25 protein-coding genes are annotated in these 26,127 nt (G+C 58.0%); 15 read left to right on the forward strand and 10 right to left on the reverse strand.

Annotation, left to right across the window (positions count from 1 at the left end; translation table 11 throughout):
* Nucleotides 1–62: 62 nt before the first annotated feature.
* The 5 genes from prpF to RB216_RS21755 form a co-directional block, all read right to left on the reverse strand.
* A complete protein-coding gene (gene prpF, locus RB216_RS21735) occupies nt 63–1,253 on the reverse strand; it encodes a 2-methylaconitate cis-trans isomerase PrpF (protein WP_308907862.1) in 1,191 nt (396 codons plus the stop codon).
* 9 nt (nt 1,254–1,262) lie between these two features.
* Complete coding sequence (acnD, locus tag RB216_RS21740) at nt 1,263–3,857, reverse strand: Fe/S-dependent 2-methylisocitrate dehydratase AcnD (protein WP_028617522.1); 2,595 nt, start codon at nt 3,855–3,857, stop codon at nt 1,263–1,265.
* Between the two features lie 130 nt (nt 3,858–3,987).
* On the reverse strand, nt 3,988–5,115 hold the full coding sequence (gene prpC, locus RB216_RS21745; RefSeq protein ID WP_068935377.1) for a bifunctional 2-methylcitrate synthase/citrate synthase: 1,128 nt from the start codon (nt 5,113–5,115) through the stop codon (nt 3,988–3,990).
* Between the two features lie 150 nt (nt 5,116–5,265).
* The gene (prpB, locus tag RB216_RS21750) at nt 5,266–6,159 is read right to left on the reverse strand and encodes a methylisocitrate lyase (RefSeq protein ID WP_028617524.1); all 894 of its coding nucleotides are present in this window, start codon (nt 6,157–6,159) and stop codon (nt 5,266–5,268) included.
* On the reverse strand, nt 6,159–6,869 hold the full coding sequence (locus RB216_RS21755; RefSeq protein WP_016979247.1) for a GntR family transcriptional regulator: 711 nt from the start codon (nt 6,867–6,869) through the stop codon (nt 6,159–6,161). Before RB216_RS21755 ends, prpB begins: the two co-directional genes overlap by 1 nt.
* Before the next feature lie 272 nt (nt 6,870–7,141).
* Between RB216_RS21755 and rloA the strand changes: the two genes are divergently transcribed.
* From rloA to RB216_RS21785, 6 genes are all read left to right on the forward strand, one after another.
* Complete coding sequence (gene rloA / locus RB216_RS21760; protein ID WP_028617525.1) at nt 7,142–7,678, forward strand: retropepsin-like aspartic peptidase RloA; 537 nt, start codon at nt 7,142–7,144, stop codon at nt 7,676–7,678.
* A gap of 5 nt (nt 7,679–7,683) precedes the next feature.
* Nucleotides 7,684–9,216 carry an osmotic stress tolerance membrane protein RloB gene (gene rloB / locus RB216_RS21765; RefSeq protein ID WP_122687258.1) on the forward strand — a complete coding sequence of 511 codons (1,533 nt, stop codon included), beginning with the start codon at nt 7,684–7,686 and terminating at the stop codon, nt 9,214–9,216.
* Nucleotides 9,216–10,202 (forward strand): alpha-L-glutamate ligase-like protein, encoded by a 987-nt coding sequence (locus RB216_RS21770; RefSeq protein ID WP_016979244.1) that lies wholly within the window; start codon nt 9,216–9,218, stop codon nt 10,200–10,202. The genes rloB and RB216_RS21770 overlap by 1 nt, the downstream gene beginning before the upstream one ends.
* 85 nt (nt 10,203–10,287) lie before the next feature.
* Nucleotides 10,288–11,631, forward strand: coding sequence for an aminodeoxychorismate synthase component I (gene pabB, locus RB216_RS21775; protein ID WP_305382355.1), 1,344 nt, complete (start codon nt 10,288–10,290; stop codon nt 11,629–11,631).
* 229 nt (nt 11,632–11,860) lie between these two features.
* On the forward strand, nt 11,861–12,163 hold the full coding sequence (locus tag RB216_RS21780) for a type II toxin-antitoxin system HigB family toxin (protein ID WP_028617528.1): 303 nt from the start codon (nt 11,861–11,863) through the stop codon (nt 12,161–12,163).
* Nucleotides 12,163–12,519: a helix-turn-helix domain-containing protein gene (locus RB216_RS21785; protein ID WP_028617529.1), complete on the forward strand. Its 357-nt coding sequence runs from the start codon at nt 12,163–12,165 to the stop codon at nt 12,517–12,519. Before RB216_RS21780 ends, RB216_RS21785 begins: the two co-directional genes overlap by 1 nt.
* A gap of 124 nt (nt 12,520–12,643) precedes the next feature.
* Here RB216_RS21785 and thrH read toward each other — a convergent pair whose 3' ends face one another.
* Nucleotides 12,644–13,261, reverse strand: coding sequence for a bifunctional phosphoserine phosphatase/homoserine phosphotransferase ThrH (thrH, locus tag RB216_RS21790; protein ID WP_308907863.1), 618 nt, complete (start codon nt 13,259–13,261; stop codon nt 12,644–12,646).
* A gap of 153 nt (nt 13,262–13,414) precedes the next feature.
* Here thrH and RB216_RS21795 point away from each other — a divergent pair, with 153 nt between their 5' ends.
* The 3 genes from RB216_RS21795 to RB216_RS21805 all read left to right on the forward strand — a co-directional run bounded on the left by RB216_RS21795 (nt 13,415) and on the right by RB216_RS21805 (nt 16,762).
* Entirely contained in the window at nt 13,415–14,149 is a 735-nt protein-coding gene (locus tag RB216_RS21795; protein WP_003214958.1) for a phosphoadenylyl-sulfate reductase, read from the forward strand.
* 344 nt (nt 14,150–14,493) lie between these two features.
* Entirely contained in the window at nt 14,494–16,020 is a 1,527-nt protein-coding gene (locus tag RB216_RS21800) for an NCS1 family nucleobase:cation symporter-1 (RefSeq protein WP_308907864.1), read from the forward strand.
* Nucleotides 16,021–16,033: 13 nt separating this feature from the next.
* A complete protein-coding gene (locus RB216_RS21805; protein WP_305382362.1) occupies nt 16,034–16,762 on the forward strand; it encodes an aspartate/glutamate racemase family protein in 729 nt (242 codons plus the stop codon).
* A gap of 104 nt (nt 16,763–16,866) precedes the next feature.
* Here RB216_RS21805 and RB216_RS21810 read toward each other — a convergent pair whose 3' ends face one another.
* The gene (locus RB216_RS21810; protein ID WP_028617534.1) at nt 16,867–17,790 is read right to left on the reverse strand and encodes a LysR family transcriptional regulator; all 924 of its coding nucleotides are present in this window, start codon (nt 17,788–17,790) and stop codon (nt 16,867–16,869) included.
* Between the two features lie 126 nt (nt 17,791–17,916).
* Between RB216_RS21810 and RB216_RS21815 the strand changes: the two genes are divergently transcribed.
* Complete coding sequence (locus RB216_RS21815) at nt 17,917–18,663, forward strand: 3-oxoacyl-ACP reductase family protein (RefSeq protein WP_033901224.1); 747 nt, start codon at nt 17,917–17,919, stop codon at nt 18,661–18,663.
* 132 nt (nt 18,664–18,795) lie between these two features.
* Here the strand turns inward: RB216_RS21815 and RB216_RS21820 are convergent, their stop codons facing one another.
* Nucleotides 18,796–19,482, reverse strand: coding sequence for an HAD-IA family hydrolase (locus tag RB216_RS21820; protein WP_028617536.1), 687 nt, complete (start codon nt 19,480–19,482; stop codon nt 18,796–18,798).
* 109 nt (nt 19,483–19,591) lie between these two features.
* Here RB216_RS21820 and RB216_RS21825 point away from each other — a divergent pair, with 109 nt between their 5' ends.
* Together RB216_RS21825 and RB216_RS21830 are read left to right on the forward strand one after the other, a co-directional pair.
* Nucleotides 19,592–19,957, forward strand: a complete 366-nt coding sequence (locus tag RB216_RS21825) for a DUF2784 domain-containing protein (protein ID WP_308907865.1) — start codon at nt 19,592–19,594, stop codon at nt 19,955–19,957.
* 54 nt (nt 19,958–20,011) lie between these two features.
* Nucleotides 20,012–20,590 (forward strand): DUF4337 domain-containing protein, encoded by a 579-nt coding sequence (locus RB216_RS21830; RefSeq protein WP_308907866.1) that lies wholly within the window; start codon nt 20,012–20,014, stop codon nt 20,588–20,590.
* A gap of 153 nt (nt 20,591–20,743) precedes the next feature.
* Here the strand turns inward: RB216_RS21830 and RB216_RS21835 are convergent, their stop codons facing one another.
* The gene (locus RB216_RS21835; RefSeq protein ID WP_028617538.1) at nt 20,744–21,112 is read right to left on the reverse strand and encodes a hypothetical protein; all 369 of its coding nucleotides are present in this window, start codon (nt 21,110–21,112) and stop codon (nt 20,744–20,746) included.
* Between the two features lie 268 nt (nt 21,113–21,380).
* On the opposite strand from RB216_RS21835, the gene RB216_RS21840 reads away from it, so the two are divergent.
* Nucleotides 21,381–22,013, forward strand: coding sequence for a hypothetical protein (locus RB216_RS21840; protein WP_308907867.1), 633 nt, complete (start codon nt 21,381–21,383; stop codon nt 22,011–22,013).
* A gap of 267 nt (nt 22,014–22,280) precedes the next feature.
* Here the strand turns inward: RB216_RS21840 and RB216_RS21845 are convergent, their stop codons facing one another.
* Nucleotides 22,281–22,478, reverse strand: coding sequence for a hypothetical protein (locus RB216_RS21845; RefSeq protein WP_028617540.1), 198 nt, complete (start codon nt 22,476–22,478; stop codon nt 22,281–22,283).
* 1,402 nt (nt 22,479–23,880) lie between these two features.
* Here RB216_RS21845 and RB216_RS21850 point away from each other — a divergent pair.
* Entirely contained in the window at nt 23,881–24,912 is a 1,032-nt protein-coding gene (locus RB216_RS21850; RefSeq protein ID WP_308907868.1) for a hypothetical protein, read from the forward strand.
* Nucleotides 24,913–25,247: 335 nt separating this feature from the next.
* Nucleotides 25,248–26,126, forward strand: a complete 879-nt coding sequence (locus tag RB216_RS21855; RefSeq protein WP_308907869.1) for an alpha/beta fold hydrolase — start codon at nt 25,248–25,250, stop codon at nt 26,124–26,126.
* Nucleotide 26,127 lies beyond the last annotated feature (1 nt).

Genomic DNA, 26,127 nt, shown 5'->3' on the forward strand with positions numbered 1-26,127 from the left:
AATGTCACTGTTCCACCGCATTCGCGAGCGAGCCCGCTCCCACACGGGTCCAGTATTGAACCTTAGAAGGCGTCACCGGGGACGCGGACGAAACCTTCCATCAGCACTCGCGCGCTGCGGCTCATGATGGCTTTCTTCACCACCCATTCGCCGTTCACCTGAGTGGCTTCAGCGCCCACGCGCAACGTGCCGGACGGATGCCCGAAGCGCACTGCGTTACGCTCGACGCCACCGGCTGCGAGGTTGACCAACGTCCCGGAAATCGACGCCGCCGTGCCAATCGCCACCGCCGCCGTGCCCATCATCGCGTGGTGCAGCTTGCCCATGGACAGCGCACGCACCAGCAGGTCCACATCACTGGCCTTGATCGCCTTGCCACTCGACGCCACGTAGTCCAAAGGCTTGGCCACAAACGCCACCTTCGGCGTGTGCTGGCGCTGGGCGGCTTCGTCCAGGTGCTTGATCAGGCCCATACGCAAGGCGCCATAAGCTCGCACCGTCTCGAACATCGCCAGGGCTTTCGGGTCGCTATTTATCGCGCCTTGCAACTCGGTGCCGGTATAGCCGAGGTCTTCGGCGTTGATGAAGATCGTCGGAATGCCGGCGTTGATCAGCGTGGCCTTGAAGGTGCCGACGCCGGGCACTTCCAGGTCGTCGACCAGGTTGCCGGTGGGGAACATCGAACCACCGCCACCCTCTTCTTCCGCCGCCGGGTCCATGAACTCCAACTGCACTTCGGCGGCTGGGAAGGTCACGCCGTCCAGTTCGAAATCACCGGTTTCCTGCACCGCACCGTCGGTGATTGGCACATGAGCGATGATGGTCTTGCCGATATTGGCCTGCCACACTCGCACCACGGCCACGCCGTTGTGCGGGACGCGGGCCGGGTCGACCAGGCCGGCGCTGATGGCAAAGGAGCCGACAGCGGCCGACAGGTTGCCGCAGTTGCCACTCCAGTCCACGAACGGCTTGTCGATTGAGACCTGGCCGAACAGGTAGTCCACGTCATGCTCGGCGCGGGTACTTTTGGCCAGGATCACCGTCTTGCTGGTGCTGGAGGTGGCGCCACCCATGCCGTCGATTTGTTTGTCGTAGGGATCGGGACTACCGATCACCCGCAACAGCAAGGCATCGCGCGCGGCACCTGGCACCTGCGCCGATTCGGGCAGGTCCTTGAGGCTGAAAAACACGCCTTTGCTGGTGCCGCCACGCATGTAGGTGGCGGGAATCTTGATTTGCGCTACGTGTGCCATGGTGTCCTCTCAGGCCGTCGCCGCCGATTCCAGGAAGTCCTGGGCGAAACGTTGCAACACGCCGCCCGCCTCGTAGATCGACACTTCTTCGGCGGTGTCCAGGCGGCAGGTCACCGGCACTTCGACACGTTCGCCATTCTTGCGGTTGATCACCAGCGTCAACTGCGCACGCGGGGTGCGTGCGCCGACCACGTCATAGGTTTCGCTGCCATCGATCTTCAGGGTGTTGCGGTCGGTGCCCGGCAGGAACTCCAGCGGCAACACGCCCATGCCCACCAGGTTGGTGCGGTGGATGCGCTCGAAACCTTCAGCGGCAATCGCTTCAACACCGGCCAGGCGCACGCCCTTGGCCGCCCAGTCGCGGGACGAGCCCTGGCCGTAGTCGGCACCGGCAATAATGATCAGCGGCTGCTTGCGCTCCATGTAGGTCTCGATGGCTTCCCACATCCGCGTGACCTGGCCTTCAGGCTCGATACGCGCCAGGGAACCCTGCTTGACCTTGCCGTTTTCCACCACCATTTCGTTGAACAGTTTCGGGTTGGCGAAGGTGGCGCGCTGCGCAGTCAAGTGGTCGCCACGGTGAGTCGCGTATGAGTTGAAGTCGACCTCCGGCAAGCCCATTTTCGCCAGGTATTCGCCGGCGGCGCTGTCGAGCATGATTGCGTTGGACGGCGACAGGTGGTCGGTGGTGATGTTGTCGGGCAGCACCGCCAGCGGGCGCATGCCCTTGAGCGGACGAGCACCGGCCAGCGCGCCTTCCCAGTAAGGCGGGCGGCGGATGTAAGTGCTTTGTGGGCGCCAGTCGTACAGCGGCGCGACTTTCGGGCCAGTGTCTTCGTGGATGGCGAACATCGGGATATACACCGCGCGGAACTGCTCTGGCTTGACCGAGGCCTTGACCACCGCGTCGATCTCTTCGTCGCTCGGCCAGATGTCCTGCAGGCGGATTTCCTTGCCGTGGGCGTCCAGGCCAAGCACGTCTTTCTCGATGTCGAAACGGATGGTGCCGGCAATCGCGTAGGCCACTACCAGCGGCGGCGACGCCAGGAAAGCCTGCTTGGCATACGGGTGGATACGCCCGTCGAAGTTGCGGTTGCCCGAAAGCACGGCGGTGGCGTACAGGTCGCGGTCGATGATTTCCTGCTGGATCACTGGGTCGAGCGCGCCGGACATGCCGTTGCAGGTGGTGCAGGCAAACGCCACCACGCCAAACCCGAGTTTTTCCAGCTCGTGGCCCAGACCCGCTTCCTCCAGGTACATGGCCACGGTTTTCGAGCCGGGCGCCAGGGACGATTTGACCCATGGTTTGCGCGTCAGCCCCAGCTTGTTGGCATTGCGCGCCAAGAGGCCTGCAGCAATCACGTTGCGCGGGTTGCTGGTGTTGGTGCAACTGGTGATGGCCGCGATAATCACCGCGCCGTCGGGCATTTGCCCCGGCACTTGGTCCCACTGGCCGGAAATGCCCTTGGACGCCAGGTCGCTGGTGGCAACACGGGCATGCGGGTTGCTCGGGCCAGCCATGTTACGCACGACGCTGGACAGATCGAACGTAAGGCCGCGCTCGTATTGCGCGCCTTTCAGGTCATCCGCCCACAGGCCGGTGTGGCGGGCGTATTGCTCAACCAGGGTGACTTGTTCGTCTTCACGGCCAGTGAGCTTGAGGTAGGCGATGGTCTGCTGGTCGATATAGAACATCGCCGCGGTGGCGCCGTATTCCGGGGCCATGTTGGAGATGGTCGCGCGGTCGCCCAGGGTCAGTGCCGAAGCGCCTTCACCGAAGAACTCCAGCCAGGCGCCGACCACTTTCTGCTTACGCAGGAACTCGGTCAGCGCCAGCACCATGTCGGTGGCGGTGATGCCCGGCAGCAGCTTGCCGGTGAGTTCCACGCCGACGCTTTCCGGCAGGCGCATCCATGAAGCGCGGCCGAGCATCACACTTTCCGCTTCCAGGCCGCCGACGCCAATGGCGATCACGCCCAGCGCGTCAACGTGAGGGGTGTGACTGTCGGTGCCGACGCAGGTGTCCGGGAATGCCACACCGTCACGCACCTGGATCACCGGAGACATTTTCTCCAGGTTGATCTGGTGCATGATGCCGTTGCCGGGCGGGATCACGTCGACGTTCTTGAAAGCCTTTTTGGTCCACTCGATAAAGTGGAAACGGTCTTCATTGCGACGGTCTTCGATGGCCCGGTTTTTCTCGAACGCGTCCGGGTCGAAACCACCGGCTTCGACGGCCAGGGAGTGGTCGACGATCAGTTGGGTCGGCACCACCGGGTTGACCTGGGCCGGGTCGCCGCCTTGCTGGGCGATGGCATCGCGCAGGCCGGCGAGGTCGACCAGCGCGGTCTGGCCGAGAATGTCATGGCACACCACACGCGCCGGGAACCACGGAAAGTCGAGGTCGCGCTTGCGTTCGATCAGTTGGCTGAGGGAAGCGTTGAGGGTGGCCGGATCGCAGCGACGCACCAGGTTTTCCGCGAGTACGCGGGAGGTGTAAGGCAAGGTAGCGTAGGCGCCGGGGGTGATTGCCTCGACCGCCGCACGGGCGTCGAAGTAGTCCAGGCGGCTGCCGGGGAGCGGTTTACGGAATTCAGTGTTCATCGGTCAGGACTCGGTCACGGTAGGTTTCAGGGTTGCCCCTTCCCCTGTAGGAGCCGGCTTGCCGGCGATGAGGCCCCTGAGACCGCCATCGCCGGCAAGCCGGCTCCTACAGGGATCGAGGTGTTCCCATTCAGCGACGTTCGATTGGCACGAACTTGCGCTGCTCTACGCCGGTGTACTCGGCGCTTGGACGGATGATGCGGTTGTTGGCGCGCTGCTCGAACACATGGGCAGCCCAGCCAGTCAGCCGCGAGCACACGAAAATCGGCGTGAACAGCTTGGTCGGGATGCCCATGAAGTGGTACGCCGAGGCATGGTAGAAGTCGGCGTTGGGGAACAGTTTCTTCTGCTCCCACATGGTCTTGTCGATGGCTTCAGAGACCGGGAACAGCACCTTGTCACCTACTTCGTCAGCGAGTTTTTTCGACCAGCCCTTGATCACTTCATTACGCGGGTCGCTGTCTTTGTAGATCGCGTGGCCGAAGCCCATGATCTTGTCCTTGCGCGCCAGCATACCGAGGGTGCCTTCGACCGCTTCTTCAGCGGACGAGAAACGCTCGATCATCTCCATCGCCGCTTCGTTGGCGCCGCCATGCAGCGGGCCACGCAGGGAGCCGATGGCGGCGGTGACGCAGGAATACAGGTCGGACAGGGTTGACGCACACACCCGCGCAGTGAAGGTCGAAGCGTTGAATTCGTGTTCCGCGTAGAGGATCAACGAAACGTTCATGACCTTGACGTGCAACTCGCTCGGTTTCTTGCCGTGCAGCAGGTGCAGGAAGTGGCCGCCAATGGAGGGTTCATCGGTCACGCAATCGATGCGTTTGCCGTCATGGCTGAAGCGATACCAGTAGCACATGATCGCCGGGAAGGCGGCCAGCAGGCGGTCAGTGACGTCGTGCTGCGCGCCAAAATCTTTCTCGGGCTCGATATTGCCCAGGAACGAGCAACCGGTGCGCATCACGTCCATCGGGTGAGCGTCGGCGGGGATGCGTTCCAGCACTTCTTTCAACGCTTGCGGCAGGTCGCGCAGCTTGCTCAGCTTGGCGCTGTAGGCAGCCAGTTCGGCCTTGGTCGGCAGTTCGCCGTACAGCAGCAGGTAAGCGACTTCTTCAAACTGCGCGTCGGCGGCCAGTTCGCGCACGTCGTAGCCGCGATAAGTCAGGCCGGCGCCGGCCTGGCCGACGGTGGACAGTGCAGTCTGCCCGGCCACCTGGCCACGCAGGCCGGCGCCACTCAGTACTTTTGCTTCAGCCATGTTCTTTCTCCAATCTTGTATTTATAAGAAGGCCTTGGTTAATCGCGGCCCTGTAGGAGCCGGCTTGCCGGCGATAGGCCCTTGAGGCTTGCGCCAGGTTCGAAGGCGCAATCGCCAGCAAGCCGGCTCCTACAGTTGTTCGTCAGGCATTTATTTCTTGGCGGCAAACAGCGCGTCGAGCTTCTGCTCGAAGGTGTGGTAGTCGATGCGATCGTAAAGCTCCATGCGGGTCTGCATGGTGTCGATCACGTTCTGTTGGGTGCCATCGCGACGGATCGCGGTATAGACATTCTCGGCGGCCTTGTTCATGGCGCGGAAGGCCGAGAGCGGGTACAGCACGATGGAAACATCGGCAGATTTCAACTGTTCGGTGGTGTACAGCGGCGTGGCGCCGAACTCGGTGATGTTGGCCAGGATCGGGGCCTTCACCTTTGACGCAAAGAGCTTGTACATCTCAAGTTCAGTGATGGCTTCCGGGAACACCATGTCGGCGCCGGCTTCGATGCAAGCGGCGGCGCGCTCCAGCGCAGACTCCAAACCCTCCACCGCCAGGGCATCGGTGCGGGCCATGATCACGAAGCTGTCATCGGTGCGCGCATCCACGGCAGCTTTGATGCGGTCGACCATTTCCTGCTGGGACACGATTTCCTTGTTCGGGCGGTGTCCGCAGCGCTTGGCGCCGACCTGGTCTTCGATATGGATCGCGGCCGCGCCGAACTTGATCATCGACTTGACCGTGCGCGCCACGTTGAACGCCGAGGAGCCGAAACCGGTGTCCACGTCCACCAGCAGCGGCAGGTCGCAGACGTCGGTGATGCGGCGCACGTCAGTCAGCACGTCATCCAGGCCAGTAATCCCCAGATCCGGCACGCCAAGAGAACCGGCAGCCACACCACCACCCGACAGGTAGATCGCCTTGAAACCGGCGCGCTTGGCCAGCAGCGCGTGGTTGGCATTGATCGCACCGACCACCTGCAAAGGATGCTCGCTGGCGACCGCGTCACGGAAACGCTGGCCTGGAGTCGTCTTATTATTGGAACTCATCATTCACCTCGTGATTGGGCAGTGCCGTCCGGGAAGTGACGGGCAATGTTGCGTTTGGATGCGCCGATATGCCGGCGCATCAACAGTTCGGCCAGTTCACCGTCGCGATCGGCAATCGCGTCAAGGATGCGGTGGTGCTCGGCAAAGGCCTGGCGTGGACGATTGGGGGTGGCGGAGAACTGGATGCGGTACATGCGCACCAATTGGTACAGCTCGCCGCAGAGCATTTGGGTCAGGGTGCGGTTGCCGGCACCTTGAATGATCCGGTAATGAAAATCGAAGTCGCCCTCCTGCTGGTAGTAACCAAGGCCGGCCTGGAAGGCTTCATCGCGCTCATGGGTATGCAGCACCTGGCGCAGCTCTTCGATTTCCGCATCGGTCATGCGCTCGGCGGCCAGGCGGCAGGCCATGCCTTCGAGGGATTCGCGGATTTCATAGAGCTCGATCAGCTCGGCATGGCTCAATGAAACTACCCGAGCGCCGACATGCGGCACGCGCACCAGCAGCCGCTGGCCTTCCAGCCGATGGATTGCCTCGCGCAGCGGGCCGCGGCTGATGCCATAGGTGCGCGCCAGTTCCGGCTCGGAGATCTTGCTGCCGGGAGCGATCTCACCCTTGACGATGGCGGCCTGGATACGCCGGAAGACGTTCTCGGACATGGTCTGGGAATCGTCTTGCGCCACCACTGGGGATTCCAGCTGATCCAACATATTGTCGACACCTTCAAAAGCAATGCCGCAAAAACTAGCCAATCAGCCCTGGATAGTCAAAGAATAAATCCATATTGTCGACAATCGTCTAATAACCGCCGATGCACCCTTGCAGGGCATGGCCGCCTGCCAGCGCTGGCGCCAAAAAAGCATCATGTTAGAATGCCCGCCACTTTTGCCTGACATCGCGAGATGAAACGGCGCACGAGGGAGCTTGCGCAGTAATGCCAGTCGCCTTGAATTGAACATCGCACTGCACCGCCTCGGGATTTATGAGACTCAAGCCCTTCCTTCTATTGATTTGCCTCCTGGCTGCACCGGGCCTTGGCGTCGCCGCCGAGAAGACCGTGTACGGCCTCAACGAATACGCCCAGTTGGCCGGGATCGACCTGGAAGTCGCCGCCAAACTGGACACCGGCGCCAAGACCGCCTCCCTCAGTGCCCGTGATATCAAGCGCTTCAAGCGCAACGGTGAATCCTGGGTGCGTTTCTACCTGGCCATCGACACTGCCCATTCCCACCCCATCGAACGCCCCCTGGCCCGCGTCAGCAAGATCAAGCGCCGCGCCGGTGACTATGACCCCGATGAGGACAAGAACTACACCGCCCGTCCGGTGATTGCCCTGGATATCTGCATGGGCACCGCTTTACGCAGCATCGAAGTGAACTTGACTGACCGCAGCGCATTCCAATACCCGCTGCTGATCGGCTCCGAAGCGCTGAAACGCTTTGATGCGCTGGTCGACCCCAGTCTTAAATACGCAGCAGGCAAACCCGCCTGCGCCGCCGACGCTCATACCGCCGAGTAAACCGAATGCGCTCTCTGACCCTGCACCTGAAAATCCTCATCGCCATCTTGGTGGTGTTGGGTATTTCGGTCACCGCCTACCAGATCTTCGTGCTGGGGATCCCCGTCACCGAGGACGCCACCGACGACTTGTGGAACATCGACGCCAAGGTCGAGTTCGTCGCCAACCCGAAAGACCCGGTGAAGATCCAGATGTTCGTGCCGCCCCTGAGCCGCGACTTCGTCAGCCTCAACGAGAGCTTTATCTCGAACAACTACGGCGTGAGCGTCAACCGCACCGACGGCAACCGCAAGGTGACCTGGTCGGCACGCCGCGCCAAGGGCAACCAGACCCTGTATTACCGCCTGGTCCTCACCAAGCGTTACAGCGGTGAAAAGGTCAAGGTCAAGGGCCCGACCTTCCGCGACAGCATTGCCGTGGAAGGCCCGGAAAAAATCGCCGCCGAAGCCCTGCTGGCGCCGATCCGCCAGCACTCGGCCGACGTCGAGACCTTTATCAGCGAAGCCATCAAGCGCACCAACAACCTCAATGACGACAATGTGAAGCTGCTGCTGGCGGGCGACCCCTCCATCCCACACAAGGCCAAGATCGTCGAGTTGCTGCTGTCCATCGCCCACGTACCGGTGGAAAAGGTCCACACCATCCGCCTGGTGGCCGACCAGCCGCAAACCCCTGAACTCTGGCTGCGCAGCTTCAATGGCAATGACTGGCTGTACTTCAACCCGGAAACCGGCGAACAGGGCCTGCCCACCGACCGCCTGCTGTGGTGGACCGGTGATGAAAACCTGATCACCGTCGATGGCGGCAAGAAGGCCATGGTGACCTTCAGCCTGAACAACAGCGAAATGAACGCGATTCGCCTGGCCAAGCTGACGGACGAGAACACCGACGCCAACTTCCTCGAATACTCGCTGTATGGCCTGCCGCTGCAAACCCAGCAGACCTTCATGATCATGGTGATGATCCCGATTGGCGTGCTGGTGATTTTGATCCTGCGCAACTTGATCGGCCTGCAGACCCTGGGCACGTTCACGCCAGTGCTGATCGCCCTGGCGTTCCGCGAGACGCAACTGGGCTTCGGGATTGTGCTGTTTACGATTATCACGGCGCTGGGGCTGTCCCTCAGGTCGTACCTGGAACACCTGAAATTGCAGATGCTGCCGAGGTTGTCGGTGGTGCTGACGTTCGTGGTGGTGCTGATCGCGGCGATCAGCCTGTTCAGCCATAAACTGGGGCTGGAGCGCGGGTTGTCGGTGGCGCTGTTCCCGATGGTGATTTTGACCATGACCATCGAACGCCTGTCGATCACCTGGGAAGAGCGTGGCGCCAACCATGCGCTGAAAGTGGCGATTGGTACGCTGTTCGCCGCATCCCTGGCGCACCTGATCATGAGCGTGCCGGAGTTGGTGTACTTCGTGTTTACCTTCCCGGCAATCCTGCTGATCCTGGTGGGCTTCATGCTGGCCATGGGTCGTTATCGCGGCTACCGCTTGACCGAGCTGGTGCGTTTCAAGGCCTTCCTGAAGGCTGACAAGTAATGTTCGGTTTCTGGAAGACCTGGAAAGCCCTGGAAGCGCGGGGAATCATGGGCATCAATCGGCGTAACGCCGACTACGTGCTCAAGTACAACAAGCGCAGCCTGTACCCGATCGTGGATGACAAGATCATTACCAAGGAGCGCGCCCTGGCCGCCGGCATTCATGTGCCGGAGATGTACGGGGTGATTTCCACCGAGAAGGAGATCGACAAGCTCGACGATATCATCGGCGGGCGCAGCGACTTCGTGATCAAGCCGGCCCAGGGCGCCGGCGGTGACGGCATCCTGGTGGTGGCAGACCGCTTTGAAGGGCGCTATCGCACGGTGTCCGGCAAGATCATCAGCCATGAAGAGATCGAGCACCAGATCTCCAGCATCCTCACCGGCCTGTACTCGCTGGGCGGCCACCGCGACCGTGCGTTGATCGAATACCGCGTGGTGCCTGACCAGATCTTCAAGAGCATCAGCTATGAAGGCGTGCCGGACATCCGCATCATCGTGCTGATGGGCTACCCGGTGATGGCCATGCTGCGCTTGCCGACCCGTCAGTCGGGCGGCAAGGCCAACCTGCACCAAGGGGCGATTGGCGTGGGTGTCGACCTCGCGACCGGCCTGACCCTGCGGGGCACCTGGCTAAACAACATCATCACCAAACACCCCGACACCACCAACGCGGTGGATGGCGTGCAACTGCCCAACTGGGACGGTTTCATGAAGCTTGCGGCGGGCTGCTATGAGCTGTGCGGCTTGGGCTATATCGGCGTGGACATGGTGCTCGACCAGGAAAAAGGCCCGCTGATCCTGGAGCTGAATGCGCGGCCTGGGCTGAATATCCAGATCGCCAACGACTGTGGCCTGACCCTGCGCACCCATGCAGTGGAAGCCCGGCTAGAAGAGCTGAAAGCCGCCGGCGTGACGGAAACCCCGGAAGAACGCGTGAAGTTCGTGCAGGAAATGTTTGGGCATATTCCACCTGTGGAAGGCTGAAGATCGCATCGCCGGCAGGCCGGTTCCTACAGTGGAATGCGGTACAATTGCCGCCCCTTCTATGCCCATAGCTGATTCGCCTCGCATGTCGACCTGCTCTGTATACCCACTGCCTTACCAGGCCAACCCCGCTGCGTATTTTGCGGCGATTCGCAATGCGCCTGGCGCGGTGCTGCTGGACAGCGGCCGACCGGCAGCTGAGCGCGGGCGTTATGACCTGCTGAGCGCCTGGCCACAAGCGACATTGACGGTTTCACCTGACGAAAGCGGTGGTGATTTCCTGCAACGCTTGCGGGAAAACCTTACGCAGTTGGGCGAGGCGGATCTGCCCGCGGGCTATGAGCTGCCGTTTGCGGGCGGGCTGATCGGCTACCTGAGCTATGATTTTGGTCGCCATCTTGAGCACATGCCGCACCTTGCCGCGGACGATTTGCACCTGCCGGACGCGCGCTTCGGGCTATATGCCTGGGCATTGATCAGCGATCATCAGGCGCAGACCAGCCAGCTTGTGTTTCATCCGGCACTGGCCGAGAGCGAGCAACAACGCTTGATCACTCTGTTCAGCCAGCCGGTAGCCAGCAACGCGGTGACCTTCAAGCTTAAAGGCCCCATGGCTCCGGACCTCACCGCCGAGGCCTATCGCCAGGCTATCGTGCGCATCCAGGACTACATCCAGGCGGGCGACTGCTATCAGGTCAACTTTGCCCAGCGCTTCCGAGCGTCGTACGCGGGCGATCCCTGGGTTGCCTACTGCGCCTTACGCGAAGCCTGCCCGACGCCGTTCTCCGGATTCCAGAGCCTGCCGGACGACGGCGCGGTGCTGAGCCTGTCGCCCGAGCGCTTTGTGCATATCAGCGAGCGCCGCGTTGAAACCCGGCCGATCAAAGGCACCCGCCCCCGCGGCCTGACGCCCGAAGACGACGCCGCCAACGCCGCCGAACTGCTGGCCAGCCCCAAGGACCGCGCCGAAAACCTGATGATCGTCGACCTGCTGCGCAACGATCTTGGCCGCACCTGCCGTACCGGCTCGGTGAGCGTGCCGGAGCTGTTCAGCCTGGAGAGCTACCCCAACGTGCACCACTTGGTGAGCAGCGTCATCGGCGAATTGGCCGATGGCAAAGACGCCCTCGACCTGATCGCCGGCAGCTTCCCCGGCGGCTCCATCACTGGCGCGCCGAAGATCCGCGCGATGCAGATCATCGACGAACTTGAGCCGACGCGACGCGGGTTGTACTGCGGGTCGCTGGTGTATCTCGATGTGCGGGGAGAGATGGACAGCTCCATCGCCATTCGCAGTTTGTTGGTCAAGGATGGGCAGGTGTGCTGCTGGGGCGGCGGCGGGATTGTGGCGGATTCGCAGTGGGAGGCGGAGTATCAGGAGTCGCTGACCAAGGTGCGGGTGCTGTTACAAACTTTGGAAAACCTGTAGCCCCCAAGCTCCTCCTGGCTCTGCAACATAGGGCCAGGCAGCAAGAAAGATCCTGATTCAGAACGCGTGTGGACGGTGAGTGAACTGGAAGATAGCGTCCAGATCCGACCGTCCACCCGCCGTTTGTGAGGGATCACATGAAGCGTCTGCTTACTCGTCAGAAATTATTTCCGAGATTGCATCTCGACCCAACCACACCCATTACCTCCCAAATTGGGAGGTGGCAGCGATGCGAATAATCGCTCTCTCTACCTTGCGAATATTCTGGGAAAGCCACTCAGCTTATTCGGACGCCAAAGCGCCTCTTGTCGAGCTGCATCGCCCTATGCAAAAGGCGAATTACCCAACGCCGCAAGCGCTCAAAGCAGAGCTTAGAGCGGCAAGCATTCTTAAAAGTGGCAGGGTTGTCTTCAACGTGGGCGGCAACAAGTATCGAGTGATCATGGCGATCGACTATCAGCGACAGCTTGGGTTCATACGTTTCGTGGGGACTCATGCCCAGTACGATCAGATCAACGCGGAGAGCGTGTGATGAACATCAAACCTATACATTCCCATGAGGATCTAACTGCTGCGCTTGCGCGCGTGGAGCAGATATGGGGAGCGGAAATCGGCTCACCTGAGGGTGACGAGCTGGAAATTCTTGCTGTCCTCATTGAGAAGTACGAGGCAGAGCATTTTCCGATGCCGCCCTCGGACCCTGTGGAAGCGATCAAATTTCGCATGGAGCAACTGGGCATGACCGCCCGGGACCTGGAGCCATTTATCGGCACCAGCGGGCGGGTGTCCGAAGTGCTCAATCACAAGCGCAAGTTGAGCTTGTCGATGATCAAGCGCCTGCATGAAGGCTTGCGTATTCCTTATGAGCGCTTACTGGCTGGCATCTGAGATTTGCGGCGTCTGTGAAGGCCCCATCGCGGGCAAGCCCGGCTCCCACAATTGATCGGGTTCACACCACCCAAAGGTGGGAGCTGGCTTGCCTGCGAAGAGGCCATCCGCCGCACTGAAAAACTTACAGGCTCAACGCCCGATTAGACGCCTTGATGAACTCTTTCTTCAAGTCCTCAAAGGTATGCACCGCCGGGAACTGCGGGAACTCGCGAATCACATTTTCCGGCGCATGGAACAGAATCCCACGGTCGGCTTCGCCCAGCATGGTGGTGTCGTTGTAGGAATCACCCGCGGCAATCACGCGGTAGTACAGGCTCTTGAAGGCCAATACCGATTGGCGCTTGGGGTCTTTCTGGCGCAGTTGGTAACTCACCACGCGATCGGTTTCGTCGGTAATGAGGCGATGGCACAGAAGGGTCGGGAAACCCAGTTGACGCATCAGCGGCTGGGAGAACTCATAGAAGGTGTCCGACAGGATCACCACCTGGAAGCGCTCGCGCAGCCAGTTGACGAACTCGACAGCGCCGTCCAGCGGCTTGAGGGTAGCGATCACTGCCTGGATATCCGCGAGCTTGAGCCCGTGTTCATCGAGGATCCGCAGGCGCTGCTTCATCAGCACGTCGTAGTCGGGAATGTCCCGAGTGGTGGCCCGCAGGGATTCAATACCGGTTTTTTCGGCGAAGGCGATCCAGATTTCCGGAACCAGCACCCCTTCCAGGTCGAGACAGGCAATTTCCACAAGACACTCCCATTGTTGATGTTATCGGTTGAGCGAGCAAAAGGACTGCCGAACTCTAGCGATTCAAGCTCGCCGCCGCAACGCAGAGCGGATTTTGATACCATCGCTCCCCTATAGAGCGCTCAGCGCCACTGACCTGTAGGAACCGTCCTGATGAACCAAGCCTTCGACGTCGCTGAACTCGCCGCGACTTACGCCAACAAATCTGCCCAGGACATTCTCAAACTGGCGTTCAGCCAGTTCGGTGATGACCTGTGGATTTCCTTCAGCGGCGCCGAAGACGTGGTGCTGGTGGACATGGCCTGGAAGCTGAACAAGAACGTCAAGGTGTTCAGCCTCGACACCGGCCGCCTGCATCCGGAGACCTACCGGTTTATCGAGCAGGTGCGTGAGTTCTATAAAATCGACATCGAACTGATCTCGCCGGACCAGAGCAAACTGGAACCCTTCGTCAAAGAAAAGGGCCTGTTCAGCTTCTACAAGGACGGCCATGGCGAATGCTGCGGCGTACGCAAGATCGAGCCGCTGCGCCGCAAACTTTCCGGCGTCAGTGCCTGGGCCACCGGCCAGCGCCGTGACCAGAGCCCGGGCACCCGCAGCCAGGTGGCGGCGCTGGAAATCGACACAGCCTTCTCCACCCCGGAGCGCACCCTTTACAAGTTCAACCCGCTGGCGCAGATGACCAGTGAGGAAGTCTGGGGTTACATCCGTATGCTGGAGTTGCCCTACAACAGCCTGCATGAGCGCGGCTTTATCAGCATCGGCTGCGAACCCTGCACCCGCCCGGTGCTGCCGAACCAGCACGAACGCGAAGGCCGCTGGTGGTGGGAAGAAGCCACGCAGAAGGAATGCGGGCTGCATGCGGGGAATATCATCAGCAAGGCATGACCCTCGATCTGTACACAAGAATGTCACCATTAGTGCCATTCTTGTGTGCACTTATAAAATTACGCACCGAAAAGTTACATTCTTCCCCGCCTCAACACCCTCGCTGTTTTGCACACACTTCACCCAACAAAATAAATAGCTGTTCAAACGGTCAATTTATATCGCTTTGAATTCAGCTAGTTATTTCCTTCGCCTATAAAAACGAAATTACCCACAGTTTTCATAGATCAAAAACTGGCACGCAAGTGGCTTAAGGTGAAATGCGCTTTGTATACAATAAATACAAAACCTACATACACTTTGCCATCTGCGGCTTGGCTGCCGATGCGCTGGAGCCTGCCGGAATGCGTACAAGCCTCTCGAATAACATCGCACTGGATCTGCCCTCCTCTCTGAAGCCCGAAGCCATCGAGCCAGGCCCGCTGGTGCTCAGCCCACGCCTGCATAACAAGGACTTGGCACCCACCAAAGTCGAAGGCCGGCGCTGGGGGCGCTACAGCATCTTTGCGCTGTGGACCAATGACGTGCACAACATCGCCAACTATTCCTTCGCCATTGGCTTGTATGCCTTGGGCTTGGGTGGCTGGCAGATTCTGTTGTCACTCGGTATCGGCGCGGCGCTGGTGTACTTCTTCATGAACCTGTCGGGATACATGGGGCAGAAGACCGGCGTGCCCTTTCCGGTGATCAGCCGTATCAGCTTCGGCATTCATGGCGCGCAGATTCCGGCGTTGATTCGCGCGGTGATTGCGATTGCCTGGTTCGGTATCCAGACCTACCTGGCTTCGGTAGTTTTCCGAGTGCTTTTAACGGCAATTCATCCGGGTTTTGCCGACTACGACCACAACTCGATCCTGGGCCTGTCGTCGCTCGGCTGGGCCTGTTTCGTGGTGATCTGGTTGGTGCAATTGGTGATCCTGGCCTACGGCATGGAGATGGTCCGCCGCTACGAAGGCTTCGCTGGGCCGGTGATTCTGCTGACGGTAGCGTCGTTGGCCGGTTGGATGTATTTCCAGACCGGCGGTAACATCGCCTGGTCGATCCGCGAACCGCTGCGCGGCGGCGAGATGTGGCGCAATATCTTTGCCGGTGGCGCACTGTGGCTGGCGATCTACGGCACGCTGATCCTCAATTTCTGCGACTTCGCCCGCTCTTCGCCGTGCCGCAAGACCATCCAGGTCGGCAACTTCTGGGGCCTGCCGGTGAATATCCTGGTGTTTGCCGTGATCACTGTGCTGCTGTGTGGCGGGCAATTCCAGCTCAATGGCCGGGTGATCGAAAGCCCCACTGAAATCATCGCGGCGATTCCCAGCACCTTTTTCCTGGTGCTCGGTTGCCTGGCGTTCCTGATCGTCACCGTGGCAGTGAACATCATGGCCAACTTCGTCGCACCGGCCTTTGTGCTGAGCAACCTGGCGCCCAAGTACCTGAACTTCCGTCGCGCCGGGTTGATCAGCGCCACCGTGGCGGTGCTGATTCTGCCGTGGAACCTCTACAACAGCCCGTTGGTGATCGTCTATTTCCTTTCCGGCCTGGGCGCCCTGCTGGGGCCGCTGTATGGGGTGATCATGGTGGATTACTGGTTGATCCGTAAAAGCCGGGTGGACGTATTGCAGCTGTATAGCGAAGACCCGAATGGCGTTTATTACTACAGCCGTGGGGTCAATTTACGCGCAGTAGCGGCCTTCATTCCCGCAGCCGTGATTGCCATTCTCCTGGCGCTGCTGCCCGGTTTCGCCAGCGTGTCTCCGTTTTCCTGGATGTTTGGCGCCGGTATTGCAGGGGTGCTGTACCTGCTGATCGCCAAGCGTCAGCCGTTCTACGCCGATGTCAGCGGCGAAAGCATTGCAGTCGATAACGTCAGTCATTAATCAAGGACATTCCATGCGTATCCTCGTGGTCAACGTCAACACCACCGAATCCATCACTGAAACCATCGCCCAGCAGGCACGGGCGGTGGCTGCGCCCGGCACTGAGATTGTCGGGCTCACGCCCTACTTCGGCGCGGAGTCGGTGGAAGGCAACTTTGAAAGCTACCTGGCGGCCATCGCGGTGATGGACCGGGTGATGGCCTACGACCAGCCGTTCGACGCGGTGATCCAGGCCGGCTACGGCGAGCACGGCCGCGAAGGCTTGCAGGAACTGCTGAACGTGCCGGTGGTGGACATTACCGAAGCGGCCGCCAGCACGGCGATGTTCCTCGGTCACGCCTACTCGGTGGTGACCACCCTGGACCGCACCGTCCCGCTGATCGAAGACCGTCTGAAACTGGCCGGCCTGTACCAACGCTGTGCCTCGGTGCGGGCCAGTGGGATGGCGGTGCTGGAGTTGGAAGAGGATCCACTGGCGGCGATGGAGGCCATCGTGCGTCAGGCGGAATTGGCCATCAGCGAAGACAAGGCTGAGGTGATCTGCCTGGGCTGTGGTGGCATGGCCGGGCTGGATGAGCAGATTCGCCAGCGCACCGGTGTGCCGGTGGTGGACGGTGTGACCGCTGCGGTGACTATCGCAGAGTCACTGGTGCGGTTGGGGTTGTCGACGTCGAAGATCAGGACTTATGCGACGCCGAGGGCGAAAAAAGTCATCGGTTGGCCGGGCCAGTTCGGACGGTAGACCGAGGAGTGGCCATCGCAGGCAAGCCAGCTCCCACAGGGGAATGCATTCCAAGGTGGGAGCTGGCTTGCCTGCGATGGCCGCGATGCGGTGTGAGCGTGCAATCAAATGGCACTGAATCGCTGCCCCAACTGCTGCTCGGCAAACTGCTCAATGATGAAATCCACAAATGCGCGGGTCTTGCCGGGCAGCAGTTTGTGTTCGGCGTAGTAAATGGAGATGTTACCGTCGTCGACGTACCAGTCGGGCAGCACCCGCACCACCGCGCCGCTGTCCAGGAACGGCACGGCCATGGGCATGCTTACCAAAGCGATGCCCAGGCCCTGGGCGCTGGCGCAGCAGGCCGCTTCGGAGTCGCTCATGGTCATGCCTGGTTTGAGCACCAGCGGGCGGTGTTCACGCTCGGTGCTGGTCAATTGCCAGGAGCGGATGCGGCCGGTTTGCGGTGAGCGGATGAGAATCCCGGTGCAACGCGCCAAGTCCTCTGGGGTTGATACCGAAGCGCGTTGCGCCAAGTAGCCCGGTGACGCCACCAGCACACGATGAGCCGGCGTCAACTTGCGCGCCACCACGCCCTGGGGCAGCTCGAAACCACCACCAATGGCGGCATCGAAGCCCTGCCCGATCAAGTCGACCTGGCGGTTATCGAAATGCCAGTCCGGGCTGATATCCGGAAACCGCTGCATGAACGTCCCCAGCAGCGGCACCACATACCGATTACCAAACACCGTACCCATGCTGACCTTGAGCGTGCCCACTGGTCGTCCTTCGGCACTAGCCAGGTTGGCCACGGCGTTCTGGATGGTGGTGAGGCTACCACTGACTTCGTCGAGAAACAGTTTGCCAGCCTCGGTCAGCGTCAGGCGCCGAGTGCTGCGCTGGAACAAGCGCACACCCAGGCGCGCCTCCAGCTTGGCAACACTTTTGCCGACGGCTGCAGGGGTCAAGCTCAGGTGCCGGGCCGCCTCGGCAAAGCTGCCACCTTCGGCGCTGCGCACAAAGCATTCGATACTGCCAAAGCTTTCCATATCGCCCCACTCTAAACTTTTGGTTTACACAGACTATAGCAATCACGGTCTACCGGGAGGGGCTGGCGAGGTCGATACTCGGTTCCAACAACAAGGCATCCCGCCTTGAACAGCTAGGAGATCGACATGACCACACAGAACCTCAGCGGCAAAGTCGCCTTGATTCAAGGCGGCTCTCGCGGCATCGGCGCCGCTATCGTCAAACGCCTCGCGGCGCAGGGTGCAGCAGTCGCTTTTACCTATGTCAGCTCGGCTGCCAAGGCTGAAGAATTGCAGAACAGCGTGATCAGCGAAGGCGGCAAAGCCCTGGCGATCCACGCCGACAGTGCCGATGCCGGCGCCATCCGCAACGCGGTCAACGCCACGGTCGAAGCCTTTGGCCGCCTGGACATTCTGGTGAACAACGCCGGTGTGCTGGCCATCGCGCCGCTGGAAGACTTCAAGCTGGAAGATTTTGACCAGACCCTGGCGATCAACGTACGCAGCGTGTTTATCGCCACCCAGGAAGCGGCCAAGCATATGGGTGAAGGGGGTCGGGTGATCAATATCGGCAGCACCAATGCCGAGCGCATGCCGTTTGGTGGCGGTGGCCCGTATGCAATGAGCAAGGCAGCGCTGGTGGGGTTGACCAAGGGTCTGGCGCGAGATCTGGGGCCACGGGGTATCACCATCAACAATGTGCAGCCTGGGCCGGTGGATACCGATATGAACCCGGCGAACAGCGATTTTGCCGAAAGCCTGATCGGGTTGATGGCGGTGGGTCGGTATGGGCATGTCGAGGAAATTGCCAGCTTTGTGGCTTACCTCGCAGGGCCGGAAGCAGGCTACATCACCGGTGCAAGCCTGACCATTGATGGTGGCTTCAGCGCCTAGGGCTTCCTGAACACCGCAAATCAAATGTGGGAGGGGGCTTGCCCCCGATGGCGGTGTAACAGTCAGCTGATTCGTGGCTGCCCCACCGCAATCGGAGGCAAGCCCCCCTCCCACATTTTTAACCGCGATCAGTCAAGGTCGAGGTGGCAGGCCGTAGGCCGCCAGGTCAAAGTCCGCGAGCTTGCGGATGATCTGGTCGGCATGGTGGTATTTGCTGTCGGCCATGGCTTCATCCGGTACGGCGATGGCAGTCATATGGGCAGCTTTGGCAGCAGTGACGCCGAAGGGTGAGTCTTCGAATACCAGGCAATCCTCCGGTGCAACGCCCAGGCGGCGGGCGGCGGTGAGGAAGATGTCCGGCGCGGGCTTGGCGGCGCCGACTTCCGGGTCGTCAGCGGTCACGATGGTGTCGAACAGGCCAAACCATTCGCGGTGCAAGGTGGTCTTGTGGCCAAACGAATTGCGCGACGAACTGGTGCCCACGGCAATCGGGATGTTATGTGCCTTCAAGTGCCGCACCAAGGCTTCAGCACCGGGCATGCCCAAGGCTTTTGGGAAGCGCTCGCTCATCAGCGGTTCACGGATCGTCAGGAATTCGGCGGGCGTGATCGGAAGATCCAGCGCCTTCACCACGTAGTCAGCCAAATCCTGGGCGCCGCGCCCGATGATGTGCTGCTTGATGCTCCAATCGTAGGTGCGGCCGTAGCGTTCGGCGATGATCTGTGTGACTTCGGTGTAGATGCCTTCAGTGTCCAGCAACAGCCCGTCCATATCGAATATCACAGCCTTGATTGGGCCGACTCTACGCGGTGCGTTCATCAAAACAGATCCTTGGGGGGAAGGACTAAAAGGATTCAGCACAATAACGGTCACACTTGTCAGCAAGCAACCCTTTAGACTATGAACCTCACCTTTCAAAGTACCCGCAATGCTTTACCGTCTAGCTGCCGACAGCCTCGTGCTATTTCACTTGAGCTTCATCCTCTTTGTCCTGTTCGGCGGGTTGCTTGCGCTGAAATGGCGCCCGGCGATCTGGCTGCACCTGCCCGCCGCGGCATGGGGCGTGGCGGTCGAAGTGTTCCACCTGCCCTGCCCACTGACCCGCTGGGAGAATCTGTTTCGTCACTTCGCCGGGCAGGACGGCTATGGCGGTGGATTTATCGAGCATTACATTCTCACGCTGATCTACCCCGCCGGCCTGACTCCGCAGATCCAGTTGGGCCTGGGCGCGTTGGTGCTGATGATCAACATCGCCGTATACGGATGGTTGATCCGGCGTTATGTACAGGCTTGAGACAGCTTCACTGGTCAACAATCAGACTCCCTCATTCCCTTCACAGACGCCCCCATGTCCGAAGCTTTCGAAGTCCCCAGCCCTCACGAAAAACACATCGAACACACCACCGAGCATGCCCACGGCCGCGGCGATAATTTCGCCAGCCGTATCGCCGTGATGACCGCCCTCATGGCCACCCTCGGCGCGATGCTCAGCTACCAGGCCGGCTCGACCGAAAGCGAAGCGGCGATGGACAAGAACAACGCCGCCATCTTCAAGACCGAAGCGGCCAACCAATGGAACTACTACCAGGCCAAGTCCAGCCGGCAAAACCTCGCGGAACTGGCCACTCACGTTCCCGGTGTGGACGCGGTGCATTACAAGGAAGAAATCGAGCGCTACAAGAACCAGAAGGAAGATGTGCGCAAGCAGGCCGAGAAGCTTGAAGCCACATCAAAGGAATGGGATGAAAAATCGGAACAGGCGCTGCATCAGCATCATCGCTGGGCCCAGGCAATGACCGCGATCCAGGTCGCGATCTCGTTGGCAGCGATTACCTTGCTGACGCGGCGGGAGTGGTTGAAGCGGATGTCGTACACCGCAGGCGGCGCAGCAGTGATACTAGGGAGCCTCGCCTGGCTGCATATCTGACCACTTCCAAACACACAGTACCTGTGGCGAGGGAGCTTGCTCCCGCTGGACTGCGCAGCAGTCCCATCTTCATGGCCGCTTCGCGGCCCAACGGGACGCTGCGACGGTTCGACAAGCTCCAGCGCCACAGCCTATGCACTACGCAGCATCGAATCAGGCTCGGTTCGCCGCACGGCTATGGTGGAAGTACAGATACGCCAGCCCGATAGGCGCAATGAAAATCGCCATGGTCCAGCAGATCGCCATGGTGAACACCTTGACGGTCAGCATCAGAATGGCATTCACAAAGAACACGTTGTTGCCAAAAATGTAATCCATGATGCTTTCGTAAACGAAACGCGCGTAGGGATAAAGCAGGCTGTTGACCACGCAATAGAACAGCGCGCCCAGTGTGAACACACCGGTTTTCGAATGGGTCAGCGCGGTATAGATCAGCACGGGAAAAATCAGCCCGAACAGGAAGTTGCGGATGTAGTACTGAGCAGAAAGCCCGCCAAATGTCTTGCGAAGTACCGGGTGCATTTAGATCCCTCTGAATGGCTTTATTGGAAAGGCGGCGACCTTAACAAAGCTTGGAAATCTTCTCCAGCGTTGTTGTAAGCCCTTTGCCATTACAGCGCTGCAGAGTAAATGGAATGGCGAACAACTCACTTCAAGCCGGGGGAAAACCGGGTCCGCATAACCCAAAGAAACCGTGGCTTCGGGGTCGACAACTTGGGTGTACGCGCAGGCCGGAAGCGCGGGGTGGTAGTCTTGCCACCTCGAAAAAGTCGACTACAGGGAAGTACTGATGCGGATTCTGTTTTTAGCGCTGGGCTGTTTATTGATCACCGCCTGTTCAAGCAACCCGAAAATACTGTTTGAAGAACACGTCAAAAATAGCACCACGCCGTTAGCACTAACTCCCTCCGAGGCCATGCACAATACGCAGGCGGTGCCCATGCCGATCGACCCGGGATGGCGGCCGCCTCAGTGGAAAATCACTGCCGCGGAACCGCGTATCCTGATCAACGGAGTGCCGTCGAACTACCGATTGTTCAGCGTCGCCTTGATAAAGGACAAACCTTTCCATATCGACGTTAACTCTTGGTGCGTCAACTCGTGCCTGGGGTTCAGCAAGTACGCCTTGAACCCTTATTTGATCTTGATGGACGCCCAAGGCAATGTGCAGGCTGAAGGCTTTGGCAAGGCGACGGGCATCGTGGGGGTTATCAGCCAAGTCTTGAAGGGCACGGTGAAAAGCAGCGGGACTTACTACCTTATCGTAGCAGCCGATAACCGAAAGCCAGGGGAAACCATTGTCATAGACAATGTACTGCTGATGGGTGTAGCAGCGAGCCCGATAACGCCATTGCGGATTGGAATGGGCAGCTATCCCTTTGGGTCGGTGGGGCCCTTGTTGAATACGGAAGAGGCGCCTTAAGGCTGTGGCCTTTGAATTGGGCCGATTCCTACGGCCTATTGAGAAGCACCACACACCCGATCCAAATTCACTCCGCCTATAGTCCAGCGGTCGCTCATATGGCGACCGAGTTTGGCGACTCGATGACAAGATGGAATGTAAACAACATTATTTCGGACGACCGCCCCAGTTGATTGCGGCCTATGAAAGCTTCGTCGTTTTTATCTTTGTATTAATGGAGTCAGTCATGAATCAATACATGGCCCACCAGCAACGACAGCATCATTCCTAACCTTTTTCGTCGACACAACCGTCCCGCTTGAAATCTTCCTCGACGCCGCGACCTATCGACTTCGTGCCGTGACGCAGGTGCTTGAGAACCTTGCGCTTCGCAGTGAAATAAGTAGCGATGCGGTTGTACTCCAGAGACTTTGCCTTGCTGTGCTCGATCCCGCTGCGCGGTGGGTGCGATTTGCTGGATGTCATAGGGCGACGCATAGATATGCCAAGCGCGTGATTCGATAAAGGTAAGATTTTCGAAACCCAGAAACTACAAAACCCCTGGTTTCTCTCGAAACCAGGGGTTTTGTTTACATCGAATTTGGCGGTGAAGGAGAGATTCGAAACTACCCGTTCGCGGTTTTCAAAACCAAAGCCCCCGGTTTACAAGGGCTGCAGCCCGATGGTGCGCGCAGGATCTGTCCCATGTCAGTCCCATGGCTTAAATGCACCAGGTTGCAGAAAACGGTCACAACAGGCGTTTTGAACGATTTATGTTGAGGCATGGGAAAAAGGTAATTTTGGTAATGAGCTGTGGAAAATCGGATAAATCCTAATAAAATCAGGTAGTTGATATGATTTTATAGAGGTAATAATAAGGTAAGTAATAGGTTAGAAAATTACTTTCAGTGCTAGTAATGCCAGTGAGCCGCCAACCCCAGTAAAATGGGGGGTTGAACAAAATATTACCTCTCTCGTTACCTTATATTACCCTCAAGGGTAATGGCTGAAAGCCACGATCTATAAGGGTTCCAGCCCGTTCTGACCTGCCAATTACTAAAATTACCCTTTTCCCGCCCCTCGCCTGAAAAAAAGCCATCCGCCCATCGTTTCGGCGTTTTTCTCCAAACGCTCTGGATTGGTATCAACAGCCGGAAATTGATGGCGATGCTGTGCAATGCCTCAGAACTCTTGAAACCCATACAGGCTGGGCCTCTCAGTCGTTTTTGCGTAGAGTTTGACCGTGGTTGATTGATCCAAGATGTGAACGGCTCCGAAAAAGAAAACGCCGCCTGCTGCAGGTTTTCACAGCCATAGTCCCCGGAAACCGGGCACCTCCTCTGCGTGGCCACTCCCCTGCCGTCCTGTAACGCATGTGCAAGGCCACTGCACTTTTTTGCAAAGCCTTGCACTCTGTGCAATTACGAAACATCCCCCAGACCCCGCAGCGGGCTTGGGCGGGAGCCGCGTTTGCACCCCACTCCCCGTTTGCACAAAAAAGGGACACAAAGCCCGTCGGCGGGAGGGGGATAAGTGATTTATTACAAGAATTTTTATTCAACCTGCAGGTTTCACAAGGCACGTTACAGCTCTGACCTGCCTGGGCTTCACGAAACCAATGGTAGGTTGCCTAGCAGGAAGGGCCAGATGACGGCTCATACCTAACCAAAGCCCAGTTTAGAGGCCACAAACAGGTCTTTCGTCTAACTTAATGTAGATTCGTGTGCATTCGTGTTGTGTAGATCGATTCGCATAGGTCAGAATGCCATCAACGAGCGACGGAGCGCCAAGCTAGCCATCCAGGATGCAGGATCCTCAGCCAAACGCCCTCGACTTCACATGAAAAATGAAAACTCAGATGGTTTTCAACTAGCAGGAGTGACATGGAGTGCTGAGCGAGGCTGACAAGAAAACATCAATTGTCATTTTTGACCTACTAAAAAAGGCAACTAGCCAGCAAGTCGTGAAAGACTTCCTAAAAAGTAAAGGCGTCGCAACTTCGGGAAATTGGGACGAGCTTTATGAAAAACGGATAGAGCCTGCTTTAAACCAGCTGAAATTCACTATCACAGATTTACGGGCACTTCTTCAAACTGTAGAAGAACATGGACGCCAGCACATCTTTCTTTTTCAATGCGCGCCTGATCGGGCTCAAGGTCTGATTAATCCCGCTCGAATAAATGCCATTGCAAAAGAAGAAAATCTGGAAAAGCTCCTACAGACACCGTTGGACGTTGACTTTCCTGACAGCCCAACTATTGTAGACATTCGCTTACTTCATCCCGACGCAGAGAAGATCCCAGTCAGCCTCACAATAAAAATTGTGGAAAAGCGGATAACCAAAACTTTTGACTCTGAAATTATAGATCGTGACGCCGGTACCATTACGAAAAAATACAACTTCACTGAAAAAAGGGCTGTCAATCTAGCAGTTCTCAATCATGAAGGTTTGCTGGAACTACGCATTGCATCCCAGGATAACTCTACTAGGTACACCGAACTAGTTAGAGAATTACTTCTCAAAGTCAGAAAATTTATACCTCACGATGGATTTGCACAGATCTCTTTGAGTGTAGCAAAAGACAAAATATTGAAAGAGCGCGCAAAGCTTTCAACTGAGTTTCGCTATAGCAACTCTACAGCCGTGAATGACTTCGGCGCGGTCATGCAAATTTCTTCATCTTCACAAGAAGATAACCTTTCGTCTGATAACGGCTCAATGGCCGCAATTGATAGCTTCCTAGCCGGCGACGGGCATGTGACTGGAGCCAATGTTTACGCTAAAATACCAGATACGGCTCCACAACGAGAGGTTCATTTACTTCTAAGTGGCGACGTAAATGAATTTGCTATTCCAGTCGCATGCTCCGCAGGAGAATATTCTTATGTACGCGGAAAAGTTATCTCCCTTAATACATAGGTTTCCGCAGGATGCGGAAGCTCTACGTAGGATGGAGAGGTTCCTGGGTGATTTTGAAACCCGGAGAGCTGACGACTTGCCGTTGATTAGACTTAATCCGTCCAGGATGTTTGACATCCTGCAGGCAGGGAGTAACTCCCGCTTATCCAGAGTTATTTCCATATTGATTGAGGGGCGAGTTTTTCGTCGTCAAATCATTGTGCGCTTCCCTTCTGGAAGCGGCATAACGTTTTCCTCGTACTCAGAACTTCCAGATACTGTTCGCGACCCTGTTAAAGATATAGATGTGCTGGTTACCGAAGAGATCATTGAGCCGTCTTATATTTTGGTGACTAATGAGACCGGCTGAAGTTTTCGAGCTATTCAATGAGACCTGGGAAAATACCCTTCCTGAAAAACGGCTCCGCCAAATTCAATTGGTGAAGGGTAGAATCCCGGCTGAACACGCCGAACTTTTCGATAGCATGCTTGACGCGAAGTTATCCGGAGTCCAGGACAACTCAGCAGCTACTGTAGTTCTGCTTATCCATGGAATCCAAACGGATGGTGCTTGGCATAAATTAGTGGAGAAGGAACTTAGCAGTCTTCCCAACACTAACGTACATGGCCTAGGTTATAATTTCGTCTCCGCCTTACAGCTTGCATCTCCAATACGGGGAACGCCGATTAAAAAGGTGACCCAAGATATTAGAGACGCTAGATCCATGGAGCCAAACGCTCAATTCATGGTGATCGCCCACAGCTTCGGAAGCTATATTTTAAGCCGAATACTGGCAACTGCGCCCGACATCAACTTCGCTCGAATCGTATTGTGCGGATGCATCATTCCGGCAGATTACCCGTGGGGCCTATACACCAAGGGAATGGAAAAAAACTCAGTATTAAACGACGTGGGAACTAGAGACTTTTATCCTGTTTTAGCAACCTTCTCTAGTTTCGGATATGGAAGTTCTGGGCGCAAAGGATTTCAAGCCCCACATGTTAAAGATAGATTCTTTGATTATGGCCACAGTGACTTTTTTGAGCCAAAGAACAATCATATTTCGACTTACTGGAAGCCATTTATAGCCAATGGTGAAGTTATCGACTCTAGCTGGGACCAAGAAAGACCAAAACTTACCAATCGAGTAAATTTATTAACTCATCCTTTTATAGGGCGCTCGTTATTTTATGGGGCAATTGTGATCGGAGTTACGATTAGCTACTTTTGGTAGA

Source organism: Pseudomonas canadensis (assembly GCF_030980095.1).
GTDB lineage: Bacteria > Pseudomonadota > Gammaproteobacteria > Pseudomonadales > Pseudomonadaceae > Aquipseudomonas > Aquipseudomonas canadensis.